12 protein-coding genes and 1 riboswitch are annotated in these 21323 nt (G+C 71.7%); all 12 genes read left to right on the forward strand.

The features are described from left to right. Positions 1–26 precede the first annotated feature (26 nt). The 12 genes from LPT13_RS02130 (at position 27) to LPT13_RS02185 (ending at position 20657) form a co-directional block, all read left to right on the forward strand. A complete protein-coding gene (locus LPT13_RS02130; protein WP_242163014.1) occupies positions 27–5267 on the forward strand; it encodes a fibronectin type III domain-containing protein in 5241 nt (1746 codons plus the stop codon). After that, positions 5267–6196 (forward strand): hypothetical protein, encoded by a 930-nt coding sequence (locus tag LPT13_RS02135; protein ID WP_242163016.1) that lies wholly within the window; start codon positions 5267–5269, stop codon positions 6194–6196. Before LPT13_RS02130 ends, LPT13_RS02135 begins: the two co-directional genes overlap by 1 nt. A gap of 437 nt (positions 6197–6633) precedes the next feature. Then, positions 6634–8565: a lipopolysaccharide biosynthesis protein gene (locus LPT13_RS02140; protein WP_242163017.1), complete on the forward strand. Its 1932-nt coding sequence runs from the start codon at positions 6634–6636 to the stop codon at positions 8563–8565. Positions 8566–8567: 2 nt separating this feature from the next. Then, a complete protein-coding gene (locus LPT13_RS02145; protein ID WP_242163019.1) occupies positions 8568–9632 on the forward strand; it encodes a hypothetical protein in 1065 nt (354 codons plus the stop codon). Positions 9633–9978: 346 nt separating this feature from the next. After that, positions 9979–10692 carry a DUF5714 domain-containing protein gene (locus LPT13_RS02150; protein WP_242163021.1) on the forward strand — a complete coding sequence of 238 codons (714 nt, stop codon included), beginning with the start codon at positions 9979–9981 and terminating at the stop codon, positions 10690–10692. 516 nt (positions 10693–11208) lie between these two features. After that, the gene (locus LPT13_RS02155) at positions 11209–11934 is read left to right on the forward strand and encodes a class I SAM-dependent methyltransferase (protein WP_242163023.1); all 726 of its coding nucleotides are present in this window, start codon (positions 11209–11211) and stop codon (positions 11932–11934) included. A gap of 271 nt (positions 11935–12205) precedes the next feature. Beyond that, the gene (locus LPT13_RS02160; RefSeq protein WP_242163025.1) at positions 12206–14899 is read left to right on the forward strand and encodes a molybdopterin-dependent oxidoreductase; all 2694 of its coding nucleotides are present in this window, start codon (positions 12206–12208) and stop codon (positions 14897–14899) included. Between the two features lie 3 nt (positions 14900–14902). Next, complete coding sequence (locus LPT13_RS02165; protein ID WP_242163027.1) at positions 14903–15589, forward strand: 4Fe-4S dicluster domain-containing protein; 687 nt, start codon at positions 14903–14905, stop codon at positions 15587–15589. Positions 15590–15596: 7 nt separating this feature from the next. Beyond that, on the forward strand, positions 15597–16199 hold the full coding sequence (locus LPT13_RS02170) for a TorD/DmsD family molecular chaperone (protein ID WP_242163029.1): 603 nt from the start codon (positions 15597–15599) through the stop codon (positions 16197–16199). A 14-nt stretch (positions 16200–16213) separates the two neighbouring features. After that, positions 16214–17101, forward strand: a complete 888-nt coding sequence (locus LPT13_RS02175) for an MIP/aquaporin family protein (protein ID WP_242163031.1) — start codon at positions 16214–16216, stop codon at positions 17099–17101. Continuing rightward, a complete protein-coding gene (locus tag LPT13_RS02180; RefSeq protein ID WP_242163033.1) occupies positions 17102–18157 on the forward strand; it encodes a hypothetical protein in 1056 nt (351 codons plus the stop codon). Between the two features lie 736 nt (positions 18158–18893). Beyond that, complete coding sequence (locus LPT13_RS02185; RefSeq protein WP_242163035.1) at positions 18894–20657, forward strand: hypothetical protein; 1764 nt, start codon at positions 18894–18896, stop codon at positions 20655–20657. 486 nt (positions 20658–21143) lie between these two features. Beyond that, positions 21144–21222: riboswitch (adenosylcobalamin-variant (AdoCbl-variant) riboswitch) on the forward strand. Positions 21223–21323: the final 101 nt, after the last annotated feature.

A 21323-nucleotide genomic window follows, 5' to 3' on the forward strand; every position in this document is an offset into this window, starting at 1 on the left:
GAGAGAGAGGTTGGGAAGTGAGACGGGTGACCGCATGCGTCACCGCGCTCTGCCTGGGGTTCTCGCTGTTCGGCGCGCCGGCCATCGCCGTCGCCGAGCCGCAGGACCAGGGCAGCCCGCAGGCGCAGCAGACCGAAACGCAGCTGGAAACGAACAACGATGATCTTGCCGCCGGAAACCTGGAAGACCAACTGACCCCCGCCGACGCCGCGTCCGCCGCGGCCGCCGCGCCGGGGCCCGACGACGCCGCGGGGGCAGGCTCCCTCGAGGGCGCCGTCGTCGACGTGGAGCTCACGTCGTTCGTTCCGCGGGCCGCGCTGGCGGCCGACCTGACAGCACAACTGAATACCGAGGACGGCGCTCCCGTGGGGGAGCCGGTCGCCTTCGCGCCCAAGGCGTCGGCGGCCGCGACCGTCGCCGCGCTCGAGGCCGAGCAGGCCGCGCCCGTGTCCGCCGACGCGCCGGCCGACCGCGTGACGGGCGCCTGCCCGTTCTTCGCGCACCTCGGCACGGTGCCCGCCGGCACCTACGTGCTCACCGTGCGCGGCGACGGCTTCGGCACGTTCAGCCAGCGCCTGGACCTGGCCGACGGCGACCGCGCCGTCCTCAAGCTGGTCGACAGCCTGATGGGCGGCCTGGACGCCGAGGCGGCCGGCGTGGGTCTGGCGCCCTACGGCGACTTCAACGGCAACGGCGAGGTGGGCTCCGGCGACGCAGGCCTGCTGGCCCGGGCCGTCGCGGCCGCGGCCGCCGGCCGCGACGCCGAGGCGCGCTTCGACGTGACCGGCGACGGCGCCGTCGACCTGGCCGACGTGCAGGCGCTCGCCGCCACGCTCGGGGCCGCCCGCGAGGGCGCCGGCGTCCAGGCGGCCGTGCGCCTGACCAAGGACGGCACCCAGATGGCCCCGGCCCTGGCCGCGGGCACCGCGCTGGCCGGCGACGCCGACCTGGCCAGCCTCTTCATCGACGACGGCGCCACGGTGGCGCTCGTCCCGGCTGACGGCCAGGAGATATCCGGCGCCGCGCCCGTCGAGGTGACGGTGGAGCCCAAGGGCGCCGAGCTGGCGGGCCTCACCATCCAGGCCCCCGTCGATGCCGAGGGCGCCCCGCGCGCCGGCAGCGTCATCGTCGAGCTGGCCGACGGCACCGGCCAGGAGATCCCCTTCGCGGCCGAGGGCGTCCACGTCCTGCGCACGAGCGGCCTGGACGCCACGGGCACGGTCGAGGCCGAAAGCGGCCTGGTGGTCATCGACTTCGGCACGCGCGTGGCGGTGAAGAAGATCACCATCCGCATCACGGCCACCGCGTCCAACAAGCTGGCCGAGATCGCCACGGTCGAGTTCCTCAACGGCATGGAGGACCGCATCGCGCCGCCCGACCTCAACATCCCCCGCAACCTCGCGGCCACGGCCGGCGACAAGCGCTTCTCGCTGTCGTGGGACCCGCAGGTCAACGTCACCGGCTACGAGGTGGAGGTGTCCCAGGGCGACGCGTCCGAGGTGCGCCCCTGCGTGCTGCCCATGCTGGAGGTGACCTCGCTTTCCACCGGGAAGCTGGCCAACGAGACCGACTACCAGGTGCGTGTGCGCTCCGTCAACGGCGACTGGCGCAGCCCCTGGGGCGACGCCGCCACCGTCACGCCCCGCGCGAGCAAGGCGCCGGCGGCCCCCGAGTACGTGAAGGTGGAGGGCGGCTACGGCGAGATCGCCGTGTCGTGGCGCCAGGCCGAAGACGCCGCGCGCTACACCCTGTACTACAAGGCCGAGGACGAGCCCTCGTTCCACTCCGTCGACGGCATCACCGACACCCGCTACACCGTGGGCGGCCTGCGCAACCGCACCCGCTACCTCGTGTACCTGACCGCCAGCAACGACTGCGGCACGTCCGGCCCGTCCACCCAGTACAGCGGCACCACCATCGACCGCACGGCGAAAGTGCCCTGGTACCGCCTCATCAACCGCACCGTGCAGGACAGCTCCCTCGCGTCGCACATCGTCGACGTGACGGCTGCGCCGCACGACGCGTCCCGCGTGCCCGACTTCGAGCCGCGTCATCTGGTGGACGGCGACTACGACACCTACTTCTACTCCGCGCGCCACAACGACGGCTGGGGCAACGTGTCGGTCACCTTCGACGACGTCTACCGCATGAGCAGCCTGGCGCTGACCACCTACCTGGGCAACGGCTACTGCTCGATGCACGAGATTCGCGTGACGGTGGACGACGGCGCGGGCAACCGGGCCACCTATTCCTCGGCCAACGGCCTGACCTGGGCCGGTATCCCCGACACCCCGAACTCCGTCATGGTGAGCTTCCCCGCCTCGGACGCGAAGACCGTCGAGGTGACCTACTGCCGCGCCTACTGGGCGCCGGTCACCATCGCCGAGCTGGCCTTCTACGAGCACGACACCCTGGCCGACGACATCGCGGCGCTGTGGGCCGACGACCTGCACACCGTGCTGGCCGACGGCGCGACCCCCGAGGCCATCGCCAACCTGCGGGCCCGCGTCGAGGCGCCCGACCCCGCCTGCGGCGAGCTGCACCCGCGCCACGACCTGCTCGCGGCCGAGCTCGACAACGCCCAGGCCGTCCTCGAGGAGCGCGGGCTGCGCGCGCCAGTGGCCGTCGACCCGTCCGTCCGCGCCGCCGTCAACGCCAACGTGGGCGGCCTCAACGCCTGGCAGCCGCTGGGCGTGGCCGCGAAGGCGGGCGACGAGGTGGCCGTCTACGTGGGCGGCGCCGGGGCCGCCGCCGGCTCCGCGACGCCGCTGCGCCTCATCGCCACCCAGTACCACTCCGAGGTGAACGCCTGGCAGAAGACGGTCGTCGGCACGCTCAAGGTGGGCATGAACACCGTCACCATCCCCTCGCTCGTGTCGCTGGACGTGGAGAAGGGCGGCGCGCTCTACGTCGAGTACGTGTCGTCTGGCGCGCCGCGCTCCTACGCCGTGCGCGTGGTGGGCGGCGCCGACATCCCCGTGCTCGACCTGCACGGGGTGGGCGACGAGGCCGAGCGCCTCGCACGCTGCGCCGACTACGTGCGCGACCTGGACGAGGCCGTGGCCGCCCTGGAGGCGACCCACGCCGAGGCCGGGCACGCCTACGGCTACGACCCGCGCAACTGCATCGCCAACGCCACCGACGTGGTGGGCGACACCCTCATGTTCTCCGTCCCCGCCAGCCAGGTGCTGGCCGGCCTGGGGTCGGGTACCGTGGAGGAGCGCGCGGCCAAGGTGAGCCACGCGCTGGCCGAGGCCGACGAGATGATGCACCTGTTCTACCAGCACAAGGGCCTGGGGAACCTCACCGCGGCCGAGCAGGAGCGCTTCGGCACGCGCAACGGGCTGCCCACGGCGCGGCAGAACATCCGCTACATGCGCATGTTCACCGGCGCGTTCATGTACGCCGGCGGCCTGCACATCGGCGTGGAGTGGGGCTCGACGGCCGGCCTGTGCAGCACCCAGGGCGTCGCCTTCGATGATGAGGGCCGCTACCAGTCGGGCCACTACTACGGCTGGGGCATCTCCCACGAGATCGGCCACGAGATCAACCAGGGCGCCTACGCCATCGCCGAGGTGACGAACAACTACTACGCCCAGCTGGCCCAGGGGCAGGACACCAACGCCTCGGCGCGCTGGACCTACCCGGCGCTGTACCGGCGCGTGACCTCCGGCGTGAAGGGCGCGCCGGCGGGCAAGACGGGCATCGGCATCTACTGGCAGCTGCACCTGGCCTACGACCGGGGCTACAACTTCAAGACCTACGACACCTACACCGAGCAGTTCGAGAACCTGTTCTTCGCCCGCGTCGACGCCTACGCCCGCAACCAGGCCATCGCGCCGAAGGCGGCGGAGGGCGGCGTGGCGCTCACCCTGGCCGGCGCGGACAAGGACAACGCGCTCATGCGGCTGGCCTGTGCGGCGGCCGAGCGCGACCTCATGGCGTACTTCGAGGCGTGGGGCCTCGCGCCCGACGCGGCCACGCGCGCCTATGCGGCGCAGTTCCCGGCCGAGGAGCGTCCCATCCAGTACATCAGCGACGACGCCCGCGCCTACCAGCTGGCCGGCGGCCGCTCCACGGCGGCGGCCACCACGGTGCGCGCGTCCGCGAGCCGCGAGCCGAACTCGCCCGACGTGGTGATAGCCCTCGCAGCCGAGGGCGCCGGCGAGGGGCTGCTGGGCTACGAGATCAGGCGCAACGGCGTGCCGGTGGCCTTCGTCGAGGCCGGTGAGGGCTCCTACACCGACACCATCGCCACGGTGAACAACCGCGTCTTCACCTACGAGGTGTGTGGCGTAGACAAGCACCTCAACCGCACGCGGACGGTCACGCTGCCCGCGATGAAGGTGTCCCATGACGGCACGCTCGACAAAGCCGGCTGGACGGCGACCACCACGCTGCGCGCGGCCGACGACGCCGTCGAGGCCGAACCGGACGGCGACTCCTGCGGGCTGCCCGCGTCGTCCGCCGTGGCCCGCGCCATCGACGGCGACGCGTCCACGGCGTTCGCGGGCGCGCTGCCTGCGGGGAGCGCGGAGCCCGCGTCGGTGACCGTCGGGTTCGGCGAGGAGCTGGCCGTGTGCGCGCTGCGCTACCGCGCCGGCTCGGCCGACGCCATCCGCGACTTCAAGGTGGAGGTGAGCAGCGACGGGGTGCGCTGGGCCTGCGTGCAGGAGGGCGCCTTCGAGCTGGACGCCGACGGTTGCGCCACCGTGTGGTTCAACCGCGAGGGCGACGGCTGGCTCTACACCTTCGACGCCTCCTACCTGCGCCTGACGGCGGTGGGGCAGGACGCGGCGTCGGTGGCCGAGCTGGACGTGCTCGGGCCGACGGGCGACGACGTGGACCTGCTGTCCAACGGCGTGGGGCGCCTCGGTAGCGACCTGCGCATCGCCGAGGGCGACGTGGTGCCGGCCGGCTCGATGGTCGTCACCGGGTCGTACAAGGGCAACCCCGCCTACAACGCGCTCAAGCTCTACGACGGCGAGGGCGCGCTCATCCCCGGCACGCAGGTGTTCTTCGCCGACGTGCCCGCGCAGGGCGACCTGGGCGAGACGGCCGAGGGCCGTTGGCTGTACTACCTGACGCCCGACGAGCTGGCCCAGGTGAGGCAGCCCGCGTCGGTGCGGGCCGAGCTGTACCGCGTCGACGACGCGCACAGCCTGGAAGGCGAGCGCCTGGTGGCCGACACACTGCCGGTGGAGGTGCCCGCCGCGCTGCCGACGGTGCAGTTCAACTTCGATCGCGTGACGATGAGGGAGGCATGATGAGAGGGCTTCATCAGACGAGGCGCGCGGGCCGCGCGGGCCTGGCCGGGCGGATGCTGGCGGCGGCGCTGCTGGCGACGCTGCTGCTGACGCCGTGCGAGGCGTGGGCCGCGCCGGAGGACGGCGCCCGGGACGGCGGCGCGGCGGCTGCGGCCGGCGCAGGTGGCGCGACTGGCGCGGATGGCGGCGCTGGCGCGGACGCGGACGCCGGCGCGGGCGCCGGGTCGACGGCGGCGAGTGCGGGCGCGCCCTTGGGCGTGGCGTCGCTGGCCGTGGTCGACGGCGGCATCCCCGTCACGGTGACCGGGGCGGCGGGCGAGCGCTCGCTGCTGGTGCGCGTGGCGATCGAGGGCGCGGACGGCACCGAGGTGCGCGGGGCGGACTTCGCCTTCGACGACGCGCTCGAGGGCCGCGCCGTGGTGGCCGAGGCCGTCTACGAGGACGGCGTGATGACGCTGGTCGTGTCCGGGGGCGATGAGCCCCTGGCCGCGGCCGATGGCGACGGCGTGGTGCCCCTGGGCGTGCTGCGCGTCGAGTGCGCCGGCGCGTCGTCGCAGGTGGCCGTGACGGTCGAGCGCGTGGAGGCCGTGGACGGCCGCTTCGCCGCGCGCGCGACGCCGGCCGGCGCCGTGGCGGGCCCCGTGACGCTGGCCGTGGCCGGCGAAGCGGCGCCCGGCGCAGGCGGCGGGGCCGGTGGAGCCGGCGGCGCGGGCGGGGGCTCGGGCGCCGTCGGCGGCGCCCCGGGTGGCGCGGACGGCGGGGCGTCGGCGGGCGCTGGCGCCGACGCGCCGGGCGCCTCCGATGGGGCCCCGGCGGCGGGGACGCTGCTCGCCCCGACCGGCGACGCGGCCCCACTGCTGGCCATCGCGATGTGCGTCGTGGTGCTGGCCGCCGTGGTGGTGCTGGTCATAGCCTGGCGCCGCCGGTAGGGAAGTATGTGAGGGAGGGCCTGCCGGCCCTCCCCGCGTTTATGGGCGGGCGTACCCCCACTCCGAGGTTCTTCGGCTACGCGCGACAACCCTCCCATCACGCAAGCGCCCGGCGCGCTTCCGAGTAGGGGGATCGCTCGCTTCCGAGTAGGGGCGGCATCCCCCCCCCTCGTTTCGTGCGTTTTCGCGTAGAGGGGTGGCGCACCCCCCCATTCCGCGCGCCGAGTGCTTTGCGCGTTGGGGGGGGGAGCCGCCCGCGCGTGAGCACGACGCCTCGCCGGTGGCAGAAACGCCCTCTCCGCCTCTCTTCCTAGATGACGCTTTCGCTTCCTTTTATGGGCTGATCGTGTGGGCTTGATAACCTGGTTCATAGGACTACTATACTTCCTAGCTTGAGACACCGAGCACGAAGCGCACGAGAGGGATTCGCCCGCATCATGGCTGACGCCACGCACCACAACGAAGAGCCGCGCCCGATGGGACGCGCGTCCTCCTCCGAGGGCGGCGTCCCATCGGCTTCTTCAGCACCGGCTGCGCGCCCGCGTGCCCGGGCGGCCGCGTCCCGGCCCGGCACCCGCCGGCCCCCGCGCGGCGCCCGCCCCCGTACTGCGGCCGACGGGTCCGCCCAGCCCACCCGGCGGCTCGCCGCCGACGCGCCCTCCCGCCGCGCCTCCGCCGATGACGCGTCCGCCCAGCCCACCCGGCGCCTTCCCGACGACGGCCGCACGCGGCCCCTCGCGGCCGACGCCTCGCGCCCCCGCGTCTCGCGCGAGCGCGCCCGCGCCGCCGTCCCCGCCGATTCCCCGCGCCCCCGCGCCGCCCGCGGCGCGGAGCAGGACGTCGTCTCCGCCGATGCCCGCGCCCGAAGCGCGCACGCCGGCGCGCCCGGCGCTCCCCAGACCCCGCGCGGCCAGCGCCCGCCGCGGCAGAACCCCATCGCGCGCCTGGTCAACCAGTGGTTCGACCGCGTGATGGGCGCCATATCCGACGGTGGCCTCTCCGGCCAGGAAGAGCACTACGCTGCGCATCGCACCACCCGCGACTTCATCTGGAACACGGTGGGCGTCGGCGCGTGGGGCATGGTGTTCCCCCTGCTCACGATGATCGCCACCCAGCTCATGGGCGTCGAGCAGGCCGGCATGCTCTCCATGGCCTTCGTCACCGGTTCGCTTCTGATGATCCTGGCCAACTTCGGCGTGCGCACCTACCAGATATCCGACGTCGAGGAGACGCATTCCTTCGCAGACTACCAGGTCAACCGCTGGATCACCTGCGTGCTGATGGTGCTGGTGGGCGTCGCCTACTGCTCCATCCGTGGCTACGAGAGCGAGATGTTCTACATCTCCATCGGCATCTACCTCTATCGCATGGTGGACGGCCTGGCCGACGTGTACGAGGGCCGCCTCCAGCAGGTGGACAAGCTCTACCTGGCCGGCGCGTCCCAGGCCATCCGCTCGGTGCTGGCGCTGGTGGTGTTCGCCATCGCGCTGTTCGTGACGCGCAACATGGTGGTGGCCGCCTTCGCCATGGCCATCGCCGCCGCGGCCACCTTCGTGGTGGTCACCTACCCGCTCACGCTGCTCGAGACGCCCAAGTCGCGCAAGGCCAGCCCGGCCAGCGTGCTCGCGCTGTTCAAGAACACGGCGCCGCTGTTCGTGGCGCTGTTCCTGTACGCGGTCATCGACAACATGCCGAAGTTCGTGATGGAGGGCCAGCTCTCCTACGACAACCAGCTGTACTTCAACGCGCTGTACTTTCCGGCCCAGGGCATCCTCATCACGGCCCAGCTGGTGTACAAGCCGCTGCTCGTGCGCATGGCGGGCGTGTGGCAGGACGCGGGGAAGCGGCGCCAGTTCGACCTGATCATGGTGGGGATCCTGCTGGTGATCGTCGGCATCACCGTCGCCAACGTGGCGGTGATGGCGTGGATCGGCGTGCCGGTGATGAGCTTCCTCTACGGCGTCGACTTCGAGCAGTTCCGCGGCCTCATGCTCATCATGCTGGCGGCGGGCGGCGTGACGGCGGCCATCGACTTTCTGTACCAGACCATCACCGTCATGCGGCGCCAGAAGGACGTGACCACGCTGTACCTGGTCACCTTCGGGTTCTCGCTGTTCGTGCCCATCCTGCTGGTCACGTTCACGGGGCTGCCCGGCGCCGTGCTGAGCTACCTCATCGTGATGAGCATCCTGTTCGTGCTGCTGGTGTGGGAGTACTTCCGCATCCGCGCCGACCTGTCCCGCCGCCCGCAGGCGCCGGGCGCCCCCGTGGCGCCGGCGGCCGTCGCGGGGACGGGAGCTGGCGTGGGCCCCGCTGCGGCATCCGATCTCGCGACCATAGAGCCTGAGGCTCTCGACAAGAAGGAGTAGATATGACCGACCACAACGATCCCGCCCAGCAGGGCGCGCCCGCGCCCCAGCCCGAGGGCGCGCCGGCCGCGCAGCCCGGCGCCGCGCAGCAGCCGGCGCCCGCGGCGCAGCCCCAGGGCGTCCCGGCCGGCGCCGCGGCGATCCCGCCGCAGGGCGCCTACCAGCAGCCCGGCTACCAGGCCCAGCCCGGCCCGGGCGCTGCCCCGGGCGGCCCCGGCGCCCCGGTGCCGCCGCAGCCGCAGTCGCCCTACGGCGCCGCGCCCGTGCCGCCGCAGCCCCAGCCCGTCGAGCCGCGCCCGGTCTACGCCGAGGGCTGCGTGAAGGCGGCGCTGAACGACCTCACCACGTCGGAGGGCTGGAAGGGCCGCATGGTGCTGCTCGGCCTCATCGGCTGCGTGCCCATCCTTAACTTCGTCGTGTACGGCTACGGCCTCAACTGGTCGCGCGAGGTGCCCTTCGGCGCCAAGACCCCGATGCCGCGCCAGATGGTGAGCGGCCGCAACTTCGAGATCGGCTTCTACTACTTCGTGATCGCGCTCGTCGTGGGGCTGGTCGTCGGCATCGCGTCGGCCATCGTGGGCTGGGTGCCGCTGCTCGGCTGGGCGGCCGCCCTGGCGTTGATGCTGTTCTCGGCCATGTTCACCCTGCTGCTGGGCACGCGCATGGCCATGATGGGATCCCTCGGCGAGGGCTTCCAGGTCGGTCGCGCCTGGGACGTGCTCAAGCGCAACTGGACGGGCCTGCTGGCCGCCGGCGTGCTGCCCGACCTGGTCGTCGGCCTCGTGCTGCTGGTGGTGGGCGTCCTGTTCATGGGCATCGGCTTCGCCGGGATGATCGGGCCGCTGATGGCCCTGAGCAGCGGCGCCACCGCCGGCTCGGCGGCCATGGCCGTGGGGTCGATGGGGATCATCGGCTTTGTGCTCGTGCTGGTGTGGTACGTGCTGTGCGCCGCCGGCTCGGCCATGGCGACGATCGTCTCGCTGCGCGCCGTCGCGCACTGGGTGGGCCGCTACGCCCCCGAGTGGGCCGCCGACGCCTGGCGCGCCGTCCAGACGCCCCGCTACTAGGCGCAAGCGCCCCGCCCGCGCCGGTCGCGAAGAGCGCGTGGGCGCGAGGCGCGCAACGTGAGGCGCGAAGTGCGCAATGCGAAGCGCGAAGGCACAAAGGCGCTCTGTCCGCGAGGCGCGAATGCGCGAAGGCGGGCGGGCCGCGAAGAGCGCGCAACGTGCAACGCGAAGACGCGTGAGCGCGAAGGCGCGAGGGCGCAAACGCCAAGAACCTGAAAGGGGCTGCCTGCGGGCGGCCCCTTTTTCGCACCCCACCCCTTCCGCCTCGCATTCCCTCCACCCTCCCTACTAGTCCATGTCCTATAATGGCACCCGCCAATTAAACCCCAGGGGAGAGGAGCGCGGGATGGCGAGGAGCTTGGGCGTGTGCCTGGTGTGCGGCGAGCCGCTGCGGTACTTCGAGGAGGCGCAGGAGGTCACCTGCGAGGAGTGCGGCCGCGTCGAGACGGGGCATGCCGTTTGCCAGGCGGGCCACTACGTGTGCGACGCCTGCCACCGCGCCCGCGGCGTCGATCACGTGATGGCCGTCTGCTCCGTCAGCGACGAGCGCGACCCCATCGCGCTGGCCCAGCAGATCATGGCCGACGACGCCATCTACCCCAACGGCCCCGAGCATCACACCCTGGTCGGCGCCGTCCTGCTGACGGCGTACCGCAATGCCGGAGGCGACCTCGACCTGGGTGCGGCGCTGGCCGAGCTGCGCCGCCGCTCGCTCGCGGTGCCCGGCGGCACCTGCGGCTACTGGGGCTGCTGCGGCGCGGCCATCAGCGCGGGGATGTACCTGTCCATCGTCTTGGGCGCAACGCCGATGACGCCCGAGCCGTGGGGGCAGGCCGCGCGTCTGACCTCGCGCATCCTCGGCCGCCTGGCCGATGTGGGCGGCCCGCGCTGCTGCAAGCGCACCGGCTTCATCGCGCTGGAGGAGGCCGCGGCCTACACGGCCGAGGAGCTCGGCGTCGCCATGGACCTGCCCGCGCGCACCACCTGCTCCTTCATGGCTCGCAACGCCGAGTGCCTGCGCACCGCCTGCCCCTTCTTCCCCCAGCACCCGAGCGTGTAGCCCACCTACGCCCACGTCCCGGCGCGCCAGCCCGCGTGTCCCATGCGGTGGCCCCGTGCTTCGCGTCTGGCACGCCGCCTCGCGCTCGGGCACGCCAGTCCGCGCGCTAGGGGCGCCCTTGCACCGAAAATCGCGTTTCATATCCATTTTGGCGAGTTTCCCGAGGCAAGCGCCGCCCCCGCGGCGCGCGCCGAGGACGTTTCCCCAGGTCGGCAAAAATCGGAGGCGGCGCGACGGCGCGATACGCCCGTTTTCGGGCCTCCGAACCTCGGAAAACTCGCCAAAATGGATATGAAACGCCCATTCGGGTGTTTTTCGCCACGTTTGCAGCCACTTCCCGCCAAGGGCCTTCCCTTATCTTCTCACTAGTAATATTATCAATCTGCTATTGGACATAATCTAATACAAGTAAATATCCAGTAGCAGTGCGTTACTAATAGGGGGAGGAGCGCGCGTCGCAGCGCCGCCGGCATCCCTCCGCCGGCGGCGAACCCGAGGGAGAGGAAGGAACCAACCATGAGCGAAGAGATGATCGCGTGCATCGAGGCGCTTGGCGCAGGCCCGCTGCCGCCGATGACCGACGGCTTCCGCGTGCTCGACTTGGGGCTTGCCGTCGACCGCGGCCTCGCCCGCGTCGACGCGGCGGCCCTGGCCGGCGCGCCCGCCGACTCGGCTGACGTGCTGGTGGGCACCGGCATCGTCAGCGCCGCGGCGGACAAGGAGGCCCTGCTGGCCGACGCGTTCCGCGTGCTGGCCTACGGCGGCGAGCTGTACGTCACCGACGTGTTCTGCGACCGCCGCCTGAGCGCCGCACAGAAGGCCGACCCGGCGCTGGCCGGCACCCTGGCCGGCGCCGCCTACTACGAGGACTTCCGCCGCCTCATGCGCGCGGCCGGCTGGGAGGACTTCCGCACCGTTGCGAGCCAGCCGCTGCCGCTCGACGCCGCCGAGGCGGCCGTCGCGGGTGACGCCGGCTTCACGGTGCGCACCATCCGCGCCGTCAAGGCCCCCGACAAGATCGAGGACATCTGCGAGCAGTACGGCCAGCAGGCCACCTACCTGGGCACCATCGAGGGGCTGCCTGACTACTTCGACCTGGACGCGGGGCACCGCTTCGTCACCGGCGAGCCGCTGGCCGTGTGCGGTAACTCCTGCGCCATGGTGCAGGATACCCGCTTCGGCGCGCACTTCAAGGTGGACGGCGACCGCTCCGTCCACTACGGCCCCTTCGCCGGCTGCTAGCGCCCTAGGCCGGCCCCGCCGATCAGGCGCCACCTGGCGCACATCGCGGCCCGCTCGCGTCTCCGCCGACCCGGCGCGCCCTGAGCGCCCAGCCGCCGGTTCCGTCGCCCCGGCGCCCGCCAGCACGCGTCGCCCGGCCCCGCCGACCCGGCGCCCGCCGCCTGCCGGGCGCCCGCCAGCACGCGTCGCGCGTCCCCGCCGACCCGGCGTACGCCGGCGCATCACCCCCGAGATCACACCCCGACAACGAGAGGAGGGGAGAGCACCACCCATGAGACCAACCGATCAACCAATAGACCGCCGGTCGTTCCTGAGGATCGGCGCCGCCGCCGGCGCCGCGGCCGTCCTGGCCGCCCAGCCGCTGACCGCGTTCGCCGACGAGCCGGCCGACCCGGGCGCCGTCGAGGCGCCCGACGACAAGGCCGCCAGCGCGGGCAAGTGGGTCATGTCCAGCTGCCAGGGCTGCACGTCCAACTGCGCAGTGCGCGTGCGCGTCGAGCACGGTCGCGCCGTCAAGGTGGAGGGCAACCCCAACGCCAAGGGCAACCACGGCTGCGTCTGCCCCAACGCCATGCTGGCGCTCCAGCAGCTCTACGACCCCGACCGCGTGAAGTACCCCATGCGCCGCACCAACCCCGAGAAGGGCCGCGGCATCGACCCCGGCTTCGTCCCCATCAGCTGGGACGAGGCCCTCGGCGAGATAGCCGACAAGATGCTCGAGCTGCGCAACGCCGGCGAGGCCTACAAGCTCGCCATGGCCAAGGGCCGCTCCACCGGCATCGCCGACGTGTTCCACAAGGCCCTGCCCGAGATCTACGGCAGCCCCAACCGGTTCTCGCACGCGGCCATCTGCGCCGAGGCCGAGAAGCTGGCCACGGGCGCGCTGTGCGGCTACTGGGACTACCACGACTACGACCTGCTGCACGCCAAGTACCTCATCCTGTGGGGCACCGACCCCATCTCGTCCAACCGCCAGATATCCAACGCCATCAGCCAGTTCGGCAAGATGCGGGCCAACGCCAAGGTCATCGTGGTCGACCCGCGGCTGTCGGCCACGGCGGCCAAGGCCGACAAGTGGCTGCCCATCATCCCCGGCACCGACGGCGCGCTGGCCAGCGCCATCGCCCACGTCATCCTGGCCGAGGGCCTGTGGAACCGCGAGTTCGTCGGCGACTTCACCGACGGCACCAACTACTTCGCCTATGGCAAGCCGCTCGACGAGTCGCTGTGGCAGCAGTACGGGAAGTACCGCGGCGGCAACCAGGTGTACCCCGGCGGCCCCAGCAGCGGCGACGAGTACTGGTTCGACGAGAAGAAGACCTACGGCATCTGCCGCTGGTGGAACCTCGAGCTGCACGACAAGACGCCCGAGTGGGCCGCCGAGATCTGCGGCATCGACGCCGACGACATCTACCAGATAGCCCGCGACTTCGCCACGCAGAAGGCCAAGGCGGTGTCATGGATATCGCCCGGCGTCACCATGACGCCGCGCGGCGGCTACACGGGCATGGCCTGCTTCGCGCTCAACGGGCTGGCGGGCTCCTACGAGACCGAGGGCGGCATCCTGCGCAGCCCGTCGGCGCCCACGGGGCACCTGGCCGACCTGTACGCCTACAAGGACTCCAAGGCGAAGAAGGCGCTCAAGAAGCCCAAGGCCGACCAGCGCCAGTACTTCGAGTTCGTGTCCATCGAGAAGGCCCAGGCCAGCCACAACCAGAACACCAACCGCATCGCCGACGCCATCCTGGCCGAGGAGCCCTACGGGCTCAAGATGATGATCGCCTACTGGAACAACTGGGTGTTTTCCTGCACGGGCACGGCCCGCTGGGAGGAGGCGCTGGCCAAGCTGCCCTACCTGGTGCACATCACCACCAACCCCTCGGAGATGAGCCAGTTCGCCGACATCGTCCTGCCGGCCAAGCACCATATGTTCGAGGCCTGGGGCTTCGTCAAGAACAAGATGAACCTCTACGCCTACCTGTCCGTCGAGCAGCCCTGCGTCGAGACGCTCTTCGAGGCGCGCAACGACGAGACCGAGATAGCCTGGGACCTGGCGCAGAAGCTGGCCGAGAAGGGCTGGCCCAACCTGGCCGACTACTACCGCATCGAGTGCCGCGACCCCTACACCGGCAACCAGCCGACCAACGCCGAGGAGTTCGGCGAGTCGGTGGTGAAGATATTCACCCAGCCCGCGTGGGACCCGGCCTTCGCCGCCGGCGGGGACGACCTGAAGAAGTGGGCCGACTTCCTCAAGAACGGGGTGTGGAACTCCGACCGCATGACCTACAAGAAGCACTACTCGGACTTCGGCACCAAGACGGGCAAGTTCGAGTTCTACAGCGAGACGCTCAAGGAGGTGCTCCAGGGCCACGTCGACCGCTACAAGCGCTCGGTCAACGAGCTGATGGAGGCCTGCAACTACCAGGCCCGCGACGGGCGGGCCTTCGTCCCGCACTACGAGGAGCCCTACCGCAACGGCGACCCCGACGAGTTTCCCCTCATCTTCAGCGAGCACCGCTCCCGCCTCAACCGCGAGGGCCGCTCGGCCAACACCACCTGGTACCAGGACTTCAAGGACGCCGACCCGGGCGATGAGCCCTGGGACGACGTGCTCAAGGTGAACCCCCGCGACATGGCCGCCCTGGGGCTGGCCGACGGCGACGAGGTGGACGTCGTGTCGCCCACCGGGTCCATCCGCGTGCGGGCGCGCGCCTGGGAGGGCACCCGCCCCGGCGTGGTGGTCAAGTGCTACGGCCAGGGCCACTGGGCCTACGGGCACGTGGCGGCCGCGGACTACGAGCGCGCCATCCCCCGCGGCGGTAACAACAACGACCTTCTGGTGGCGGAATGGGAGCACCTGAGCTCGTCCACCGCGCGCCACGGCGGCAACACCCGCGTGCGCGTCGAGCGCGTCCGGAGCGCTGGGGGCGCCGGAGGCGGCCAGACGGAAGGCGAGGTGAGGTAGCTCATGACGAGGTACACGATGGTCATCGACCTGGGAAGGTGCGTGGGCTGCAGCGCCTGCCAGATAGCCTGCAAGCTAGAGAACACAGTGGGGGAGGATTCGTTCCTGTCGTACCACGAGGTGGTCACCACGGGCGAGTTCCCCCAGGTCAGCTACAAGTACATCCCCACGATGTGCAACCATTGCGCCGACGCGCCCTGCGTGGCCGCCTGCCCGGTGGGCGCCCTGTACAAGCGCGACGGCCTCACCCTGCACGACCCCGAGCGCTGCATCGGCTGCGGCGCCTGCGTGGCCGCCTGCCCCTACGGCATGGTGACGCTGCGCGACGCCGCGGGCTACGCCGCCTTCGACGCCACCTCGGCCATCATCCCCGGCGGCACCGCCACCGGGCGCGAGGTGGCCCAGGCCAGCGGGGCGCTCGTGCCCTACGGCAACCACGGCGCCCAGACGGCGCTCACCTACGCCGAGGAGCATAAGGCCCAGAAGTGCTGCTTCTGCATCCACCGGGTGGAGAAGGGCGAGGCGCCCTACTGCGCCGAGATGTGCGCCGCCGGCGCGCGGCTGTGGGGCGACGCCGACGACCCGGAATCCGACGTGGCGAAGGCCCTGGCCGCGGGCGCGGTCGAGGTGAGCCACCCGGACTACGGCACGCGCCCCTCGGTGAGCTACGTGGGAACCTTCGGAAGGTAGGCGCCCCGTGAACCGCGACGAGATGACGTTCCAGGCGCTGGTGTACCAGCAGGCGGCGGCGCTCATGCGCTACCCGGAGGGCCTGCGGGCCCCGGCCGGCGCCGTGGCCGGCCTGCGGCCGCTCTACGCCGACGGCTCGCCCGAGGCGGACGGGCTGGACGCGATGGCCCGCGCGCTCGAGGGCGCCGACCTGCTCGACGTGCAGCGCGACTACACGGCGCTGTTCATCGGCGCGTGGAAGATGCTCGCGCCGCCCTACGCCTCCTACCACCTGGACGGCGCCCGCCAGCTGGGCGGCCCCTCCACCGTGGCGGTGGAGGACGCCTACCGCGCCCGCGGCCTGGTGCTGAGCCAAGAGCGGCGCAAGCCGGGCGACCACCTGTCGGTGATGCTGGAGTTCCTGTTCGTGCTCCTGCGCGACGGGGCTGGCGGCGCCGACGGGGCGGACGCGCAGGCGGCCGCCTTCTTCCGCCGTTTCGTGGCGCCGTGGGTCCCTGCCTGGGGGCGCTCGGTGGCCGACCAGGCCAAGACCGGCTTCTACGCCGCCTGGGGCGCGCTGGCGCCCCTCATCCTCATAGACGACTCGCTGCTCGACGAGCCTCGACTTTAGTGAAAGGTACTGCATTGAAGAACAAGAACCTGAGACTCTTCACCGGAGAGTTCATCGGCACCTTCATGATGTGCTTCTTCGGCATCGGCGCCGTGGCTACCACGTCGCTGTTCGGCGCCATGACCGGCCCCTTCCAGGTGGGCATGATCTGGGGCGTCTCCATCGCCATCGCCATCTACGTGACGCGCCACCTGTCCGGCGCGCACTTCAACCCGGCCGTGTCGGTGGCCATGGTGTGCGCCCGGCGCATGCGGGCCGTCGAGCTGGTGCCCTACCTGCTCGGCCAGTTCGCGGGCGCCTTCTGCGCGGCGCTGGCCCTGTGGGGCCTTCTGGCCGACTCGGTCATGAAGTGGCTCGGCGACGCTGGCGTCACCATGATGGCCAAGTCCGCCGCGTCCGGCATCTGGTGCGAGGTGTTCCCCAACACCAGCGCCGCCATCGTGTCCAACGTGGTGGGCGCCTTCGCCGAAGGGCTGGGCGTGTTCATCCTGGTCATCGTCATCTTCTCGCTGACCTCCACCGAGAACACGGGCCGGCCCAACTCGCATCTGGCGCCGCTGTTCATCGGCCTGACCATCACCGTCATCATCGGCCTGGTGGGCCCGCTGACCAACGCCGGCCTCAACCCGGCCCGCGACCTAGGCCCGCGCCTGGTGGGCTACATGGTGGGCTTCGGTAACCTGGCGTTTTCGTGGGACGTCATCCTGGTGTACACCGTGGGCCCGCTGGTGGGCGGCGTCCTGGCGGCGCTCGTCTACACGAAGGTCATCGCGCCGATGCACACCCACTGCATCAACGTGAACCCCGACGAGCCGTGCACCGTGGGCGCCGAGCAGTGCGGCGAGGAGAGCTGCGACCGTCGCGCCAACGCCGTCATCGAGACGCTCGAGCGGGAGTACTAGGTGGCTGACGTGGAGGGCCGCGCGGCAGGGAGGAGGCCGCTGCGCGTGCCCGCGGCCGCCGCGGCGGCGGTCGCCCTGCTGGTGGCGCTGGCGCTGGGGGTGGCGGCCTGCGCGAGCGCGTCGGCCGCCGCCGGCTCGGGCGCGGGCGGCGTGATGCCGGGCGCGCCGGGGCCGGTGCCGGGGTGGCGGCTTGCGAAGGCGGCCATCTCGGACTGCTCGGCGTCTTCGGAGGCCGACTCGGCCGTCGCCACGGCCGATGAGCTGCTGGAGGGGCTGTCCTTCGCGGCGGGCAACCCCTTCTTCCTCAACGTGCGCGCCGCGTTGGAGAGCCCGGTGCGCCTGCCGCTGCCCACCGACCAGTGGGTGGAGAAGGCCGAGTGGACCTACGACGACGCCGGCCGCGTGAAGACGGCCAAGCTGTACAAGAGCAGTAACGACCTGTCGGCGGTAACGCTGTCCTACGACGGGCACGGGTCGGTGTCGAAGGTGGTGGGCGCCGTGACGGCCGACCGCGGCGACGGGGCCGGCGCCACGCAGCGCGACTTCGAGGCGTCTTTCGTCAACGAGGCGCTGGGGTCGGGCGTCTACGGGGCCAACAAGGCGACCGTGGTGCACGACGACGTGACGGCCAACGACACGGTGCTGTTCACCTACGACAAGGACAAGAACCTGGTGAGCGTGGCGTCGTCGGGCGCGCATCCGTGGAACGTGGCGGTGGAGTACGTCACCGCGTTCAAGGTGCCGCGGCTGATCCGGCTGTCGCGGGACGGCGAGGACGGCGGCGTGCTGCTGGCGCCCACCTATGACGGCTCGCAGCGCCTGGTGGCGCTGGCCACGGGTACGTGGTCGGGCGGCGAGACGACGCTGGACGGCCCCGTGTACGAGGTGCAGTACGCGGGCGGCCGCGTGTCGCGCGTGCGCTGCTACCAGGACGACCAGCAGGTGAGCTACCGCGACTTCGCCTACGACGAGGCCGGCAACCTGACGAGCATCCGCGCCTACCGCAACGGCGGCGTCCAGCTCTACCATATAGCCTTCACCTGGGAGAGGGCCTAGGCGCGCCGGGCTGGGGTTGCTGGGCGCCGCCCCGTGCCCGCGCGCCTCGCGTGCCCGCTCGCCAAGGGCACCCTTGCACCGAAAATCGCGTTTCATATCCATTTTGGCGAGTTTTCCGAGCCTCGGAGGCCCGAAATCGGGCGCATCGCGCCGTCACGCCGCCTCCGATTTTTGCCGACCTGGGGAAACGTCCTCGGCGCGCGCCGCAGGGGCGGCGCTTGCCTCGGAAAACTCGCCAAAATGGATATGAAACGCCCATTCGGGTGTTTTTCGCTGTGCTTGAGGGCGCTCTCCCTCTCGGAAGCGCGCCGCTCGCCCTCCGTTGCCCGCCGTACCTGAAAGCGCGTCGTGTCCCCCGGAAGTGCGCTGCGCTCCGAAAACGTCCCTCGCTGCCCGCGCTTTCTCCCCTCTCGAAAGCGCGCCGAGGACTTGCGTGTTGAGGGGGTGGTCGCGCGCACCAGGTGGGCTTTCGTTGCCGGGTGAGCTTCCTGCGTCGCGACCCTCGTCCCGCTCCTTCCTGCCGGTTGTGTCTCCCTCCTCCTCTCTCGGAAGCGCGCCGGGGGCTTGCGTGTTGGGGGAGTGGTCGCGCGCACCAGGTGGGCTTTCATTGCCGGGTGAGCCTCCCCTGCGCTGCACCCCTTCCTTCTGGCGCTTTGGGGCGGTCGTGGGTACAATAGAGCCAGCACCAACCCCGCCGCGGTGCGCCCCGGCGGGTGCCTGAGGAGAGGAAACCCCCATGGTTCGTTCCCACGACGACGCGCCTGACGCCGACGAGCGCGCGTCTGCCGCCCCCGACGCCTCCGACCTGGAGGGCGTCGCTCCCGCCGAATCCGCCGATCTAGCCGGAAGCCCCGCCGAGACCCCCGCCGCCGCGAAGCCCGCTGCGCCTGAGTCCGCCGAGGCCGAGGCTGCCTCCGACGAGTCCGAGCCCGTTGACGCGGCGACCGCCGCGGCAGCCGAGTCCGAGGCCGCCGAGCCTGCCGCTGATGCAGCGCCCGCTGCGGCGGCCGACCTCGCGGTCGACCTGCCGCCCGCCGCTGCCGAGCCCGAGGTCCCCGCCGCCGACGAGGCGTCGCTCGACCCGCTCGCGGCGGCCGCGGCCGCGGCCCGGCGCGAGGCCGAGCGCGTGCGTGCCGCCGAGAAGGCCCGCGCGTCCGAGCCCGTATCTCCCGAGGTCGCCGCCGAGACGGCGGCGCTCCCCGCCGACGCCGACCCTGCGTCTGCCGACGTCGACGCCGAGCCCGCCGATCGTCCGCGTCCCGCCGCGGTCCCGGCGGCCACGGCCGCGATGCCCCGCGTCCAGGAGCCCCGCGTGCGCCCGGCCGCGCCCGCGTCCCGCTCGGCCCGGCCCGCCGCAGCCTACGGCACCGTCGAGCCCGCCCGCTCGCGCACGTCGCGCGGCGGCCGCCGTGGCATCGCCGTGGCCCTCGTCGTCATCCTGCTGTTCGCGGCCGCAGGCGTTGGCGTGTACTGGTTCTTCTTCGCCGATCGCGGCGGCGACGCGCCGCTTTCCGCCGACCGCGGCCAGCGCGTCGCGCTCACGCTCCCGCGCGCCCAGCAGGTGCTCGAGGCCGCCGGCATGGAGGCGCCCGACGCCTCCCAGTTCCACTACGTGCCCACCGACAACCTCGTGGGCCCGAAGTTCGAAAACGTGGCCGTCGGCGACGTGGTCGAGCGACCCGACGGCAGCGGCGTCATCATCACGCGCCAGGTCACGGCCGACGCGCTGTTCCGCAACAAGGGCATGCTGCTGACGGTGCCCGTGACGCTCACCTTCGCCTACGACGAGGCCGGCGAGACGTGGCGCGAGGGCGACCTGGAGCTGGGCACGATGACGGCCCAGCCGCTCGCAGCGCCCAACGCGGCCCTCATCACCGACGACCTCGATTCGCTGCTGACCGCCTACGACCCGGCCGTGGGCACCCTGTTCGCTGGCGTCGAGCCCAAGAGCTCGTCGCGCCTGACCACCGGCGGCGGCACCATCACCGTCACCATGGCTAAGGACGAGCAGGTGGCCGAGTCTGACGCCGAGGGCCGTGAGCACCAGCTGCTCAAGCGCCACAACTGCACCGCGCAGATCGCCGTCACCTGGTCGGACACCGAGGGCTGGGTGGCGAAGGTCGACCGCCTGAACGACGAGGTGACCGTCGAGGACCTCACCGTGGCGCAGCCCGGCGAAGGCGAGGGGGAAGGCGAGGGCGAGGAAGGCGAGACCGGCCCCATCGGCCAGGAGGGCGGCCGGCCCGAGTACGGGCTGAAGTGCTCGACCGGCGACCTCGTGGAGCTGGGCGGCACCGTGACGGGCACCCCGGGCTCGCTCACGTTCAAGCCCGACGGCGGCCTGCGCCTCACCCTGGACGGCAGCCAGCGCGACGTGTGGGCGATGGGCCTGAAGGTGGGCGACGGCATCGACGCGAGCGCGCTCGTCGGCCGCCACGTCACCGTCGTGGGCACCATCAGCTCCGCCGGCCTCAACGCCGAGGAGGTGACGGTCGGCTAGCCCTGCCGCCCGCGGTGCGCGCCCGCCGCGCCCCGCATCCGCATCCAGCGCACGCCCGAAGGCCTCGCCCACCGCGGGGCCTTCGTCTTCCCGGGCGCCATCTCGCCACGGGCTGCCGTCTTCCCGGACGCCATCCCACCGCGGGGTCTCCGCCTTCCCGGGTACCATCTCGCCGCGAGGCTGCCGTCTTCCTGGGTGCCATCCCGCCGTGGGCTGCCAGAAAACGCGACTTATCACATCGCCCTGCCAGAAAATGGGACTTATCACGCGAGATTTCGCCTCAATTCGCGTCGCTGTCTTTCGCGACCTGGGAAAACGTGCGATAGGGGGCGCCGGTTCTGCGAATCGAGCCCCGAATCGGTGTGATAAGTCGCATTTTCTGGCAAGGTGGCAATAGCCGGTGCCTCTTCTCCTTCTCATACCGAGTGGTACAATGGCGGGCATTGGCATTGATGGTCGCGCCGGCAGGCGCGGGCGGGCCGCAAGGGGCGGCCAGCCTGGGGGAATGCGGGTGGGAATCCCGCGCTATACCAGTAACCGTAAACGCCGGTGGCGCCACCCGCCCTGCGGGGTCGCGGGCACGCGACGCGCCGCCCATCAGGCAAAGTCGGAACACCCGTCCATCGCGTACAAGCCCTGGAAAGCGAGGTTCCGACTATGGTTGGA

It is taken from the genome of Adlercreutzia faecimuris (genome assembly GCF_022669055.1).
GTDB classification, from domain to species: Bacteria; Actinomycetota; Coriobacteriia; order Coriobacteriales; family Eggerthellaceae; genus Enterorhabdus; species Enterorhabdus faecimuris.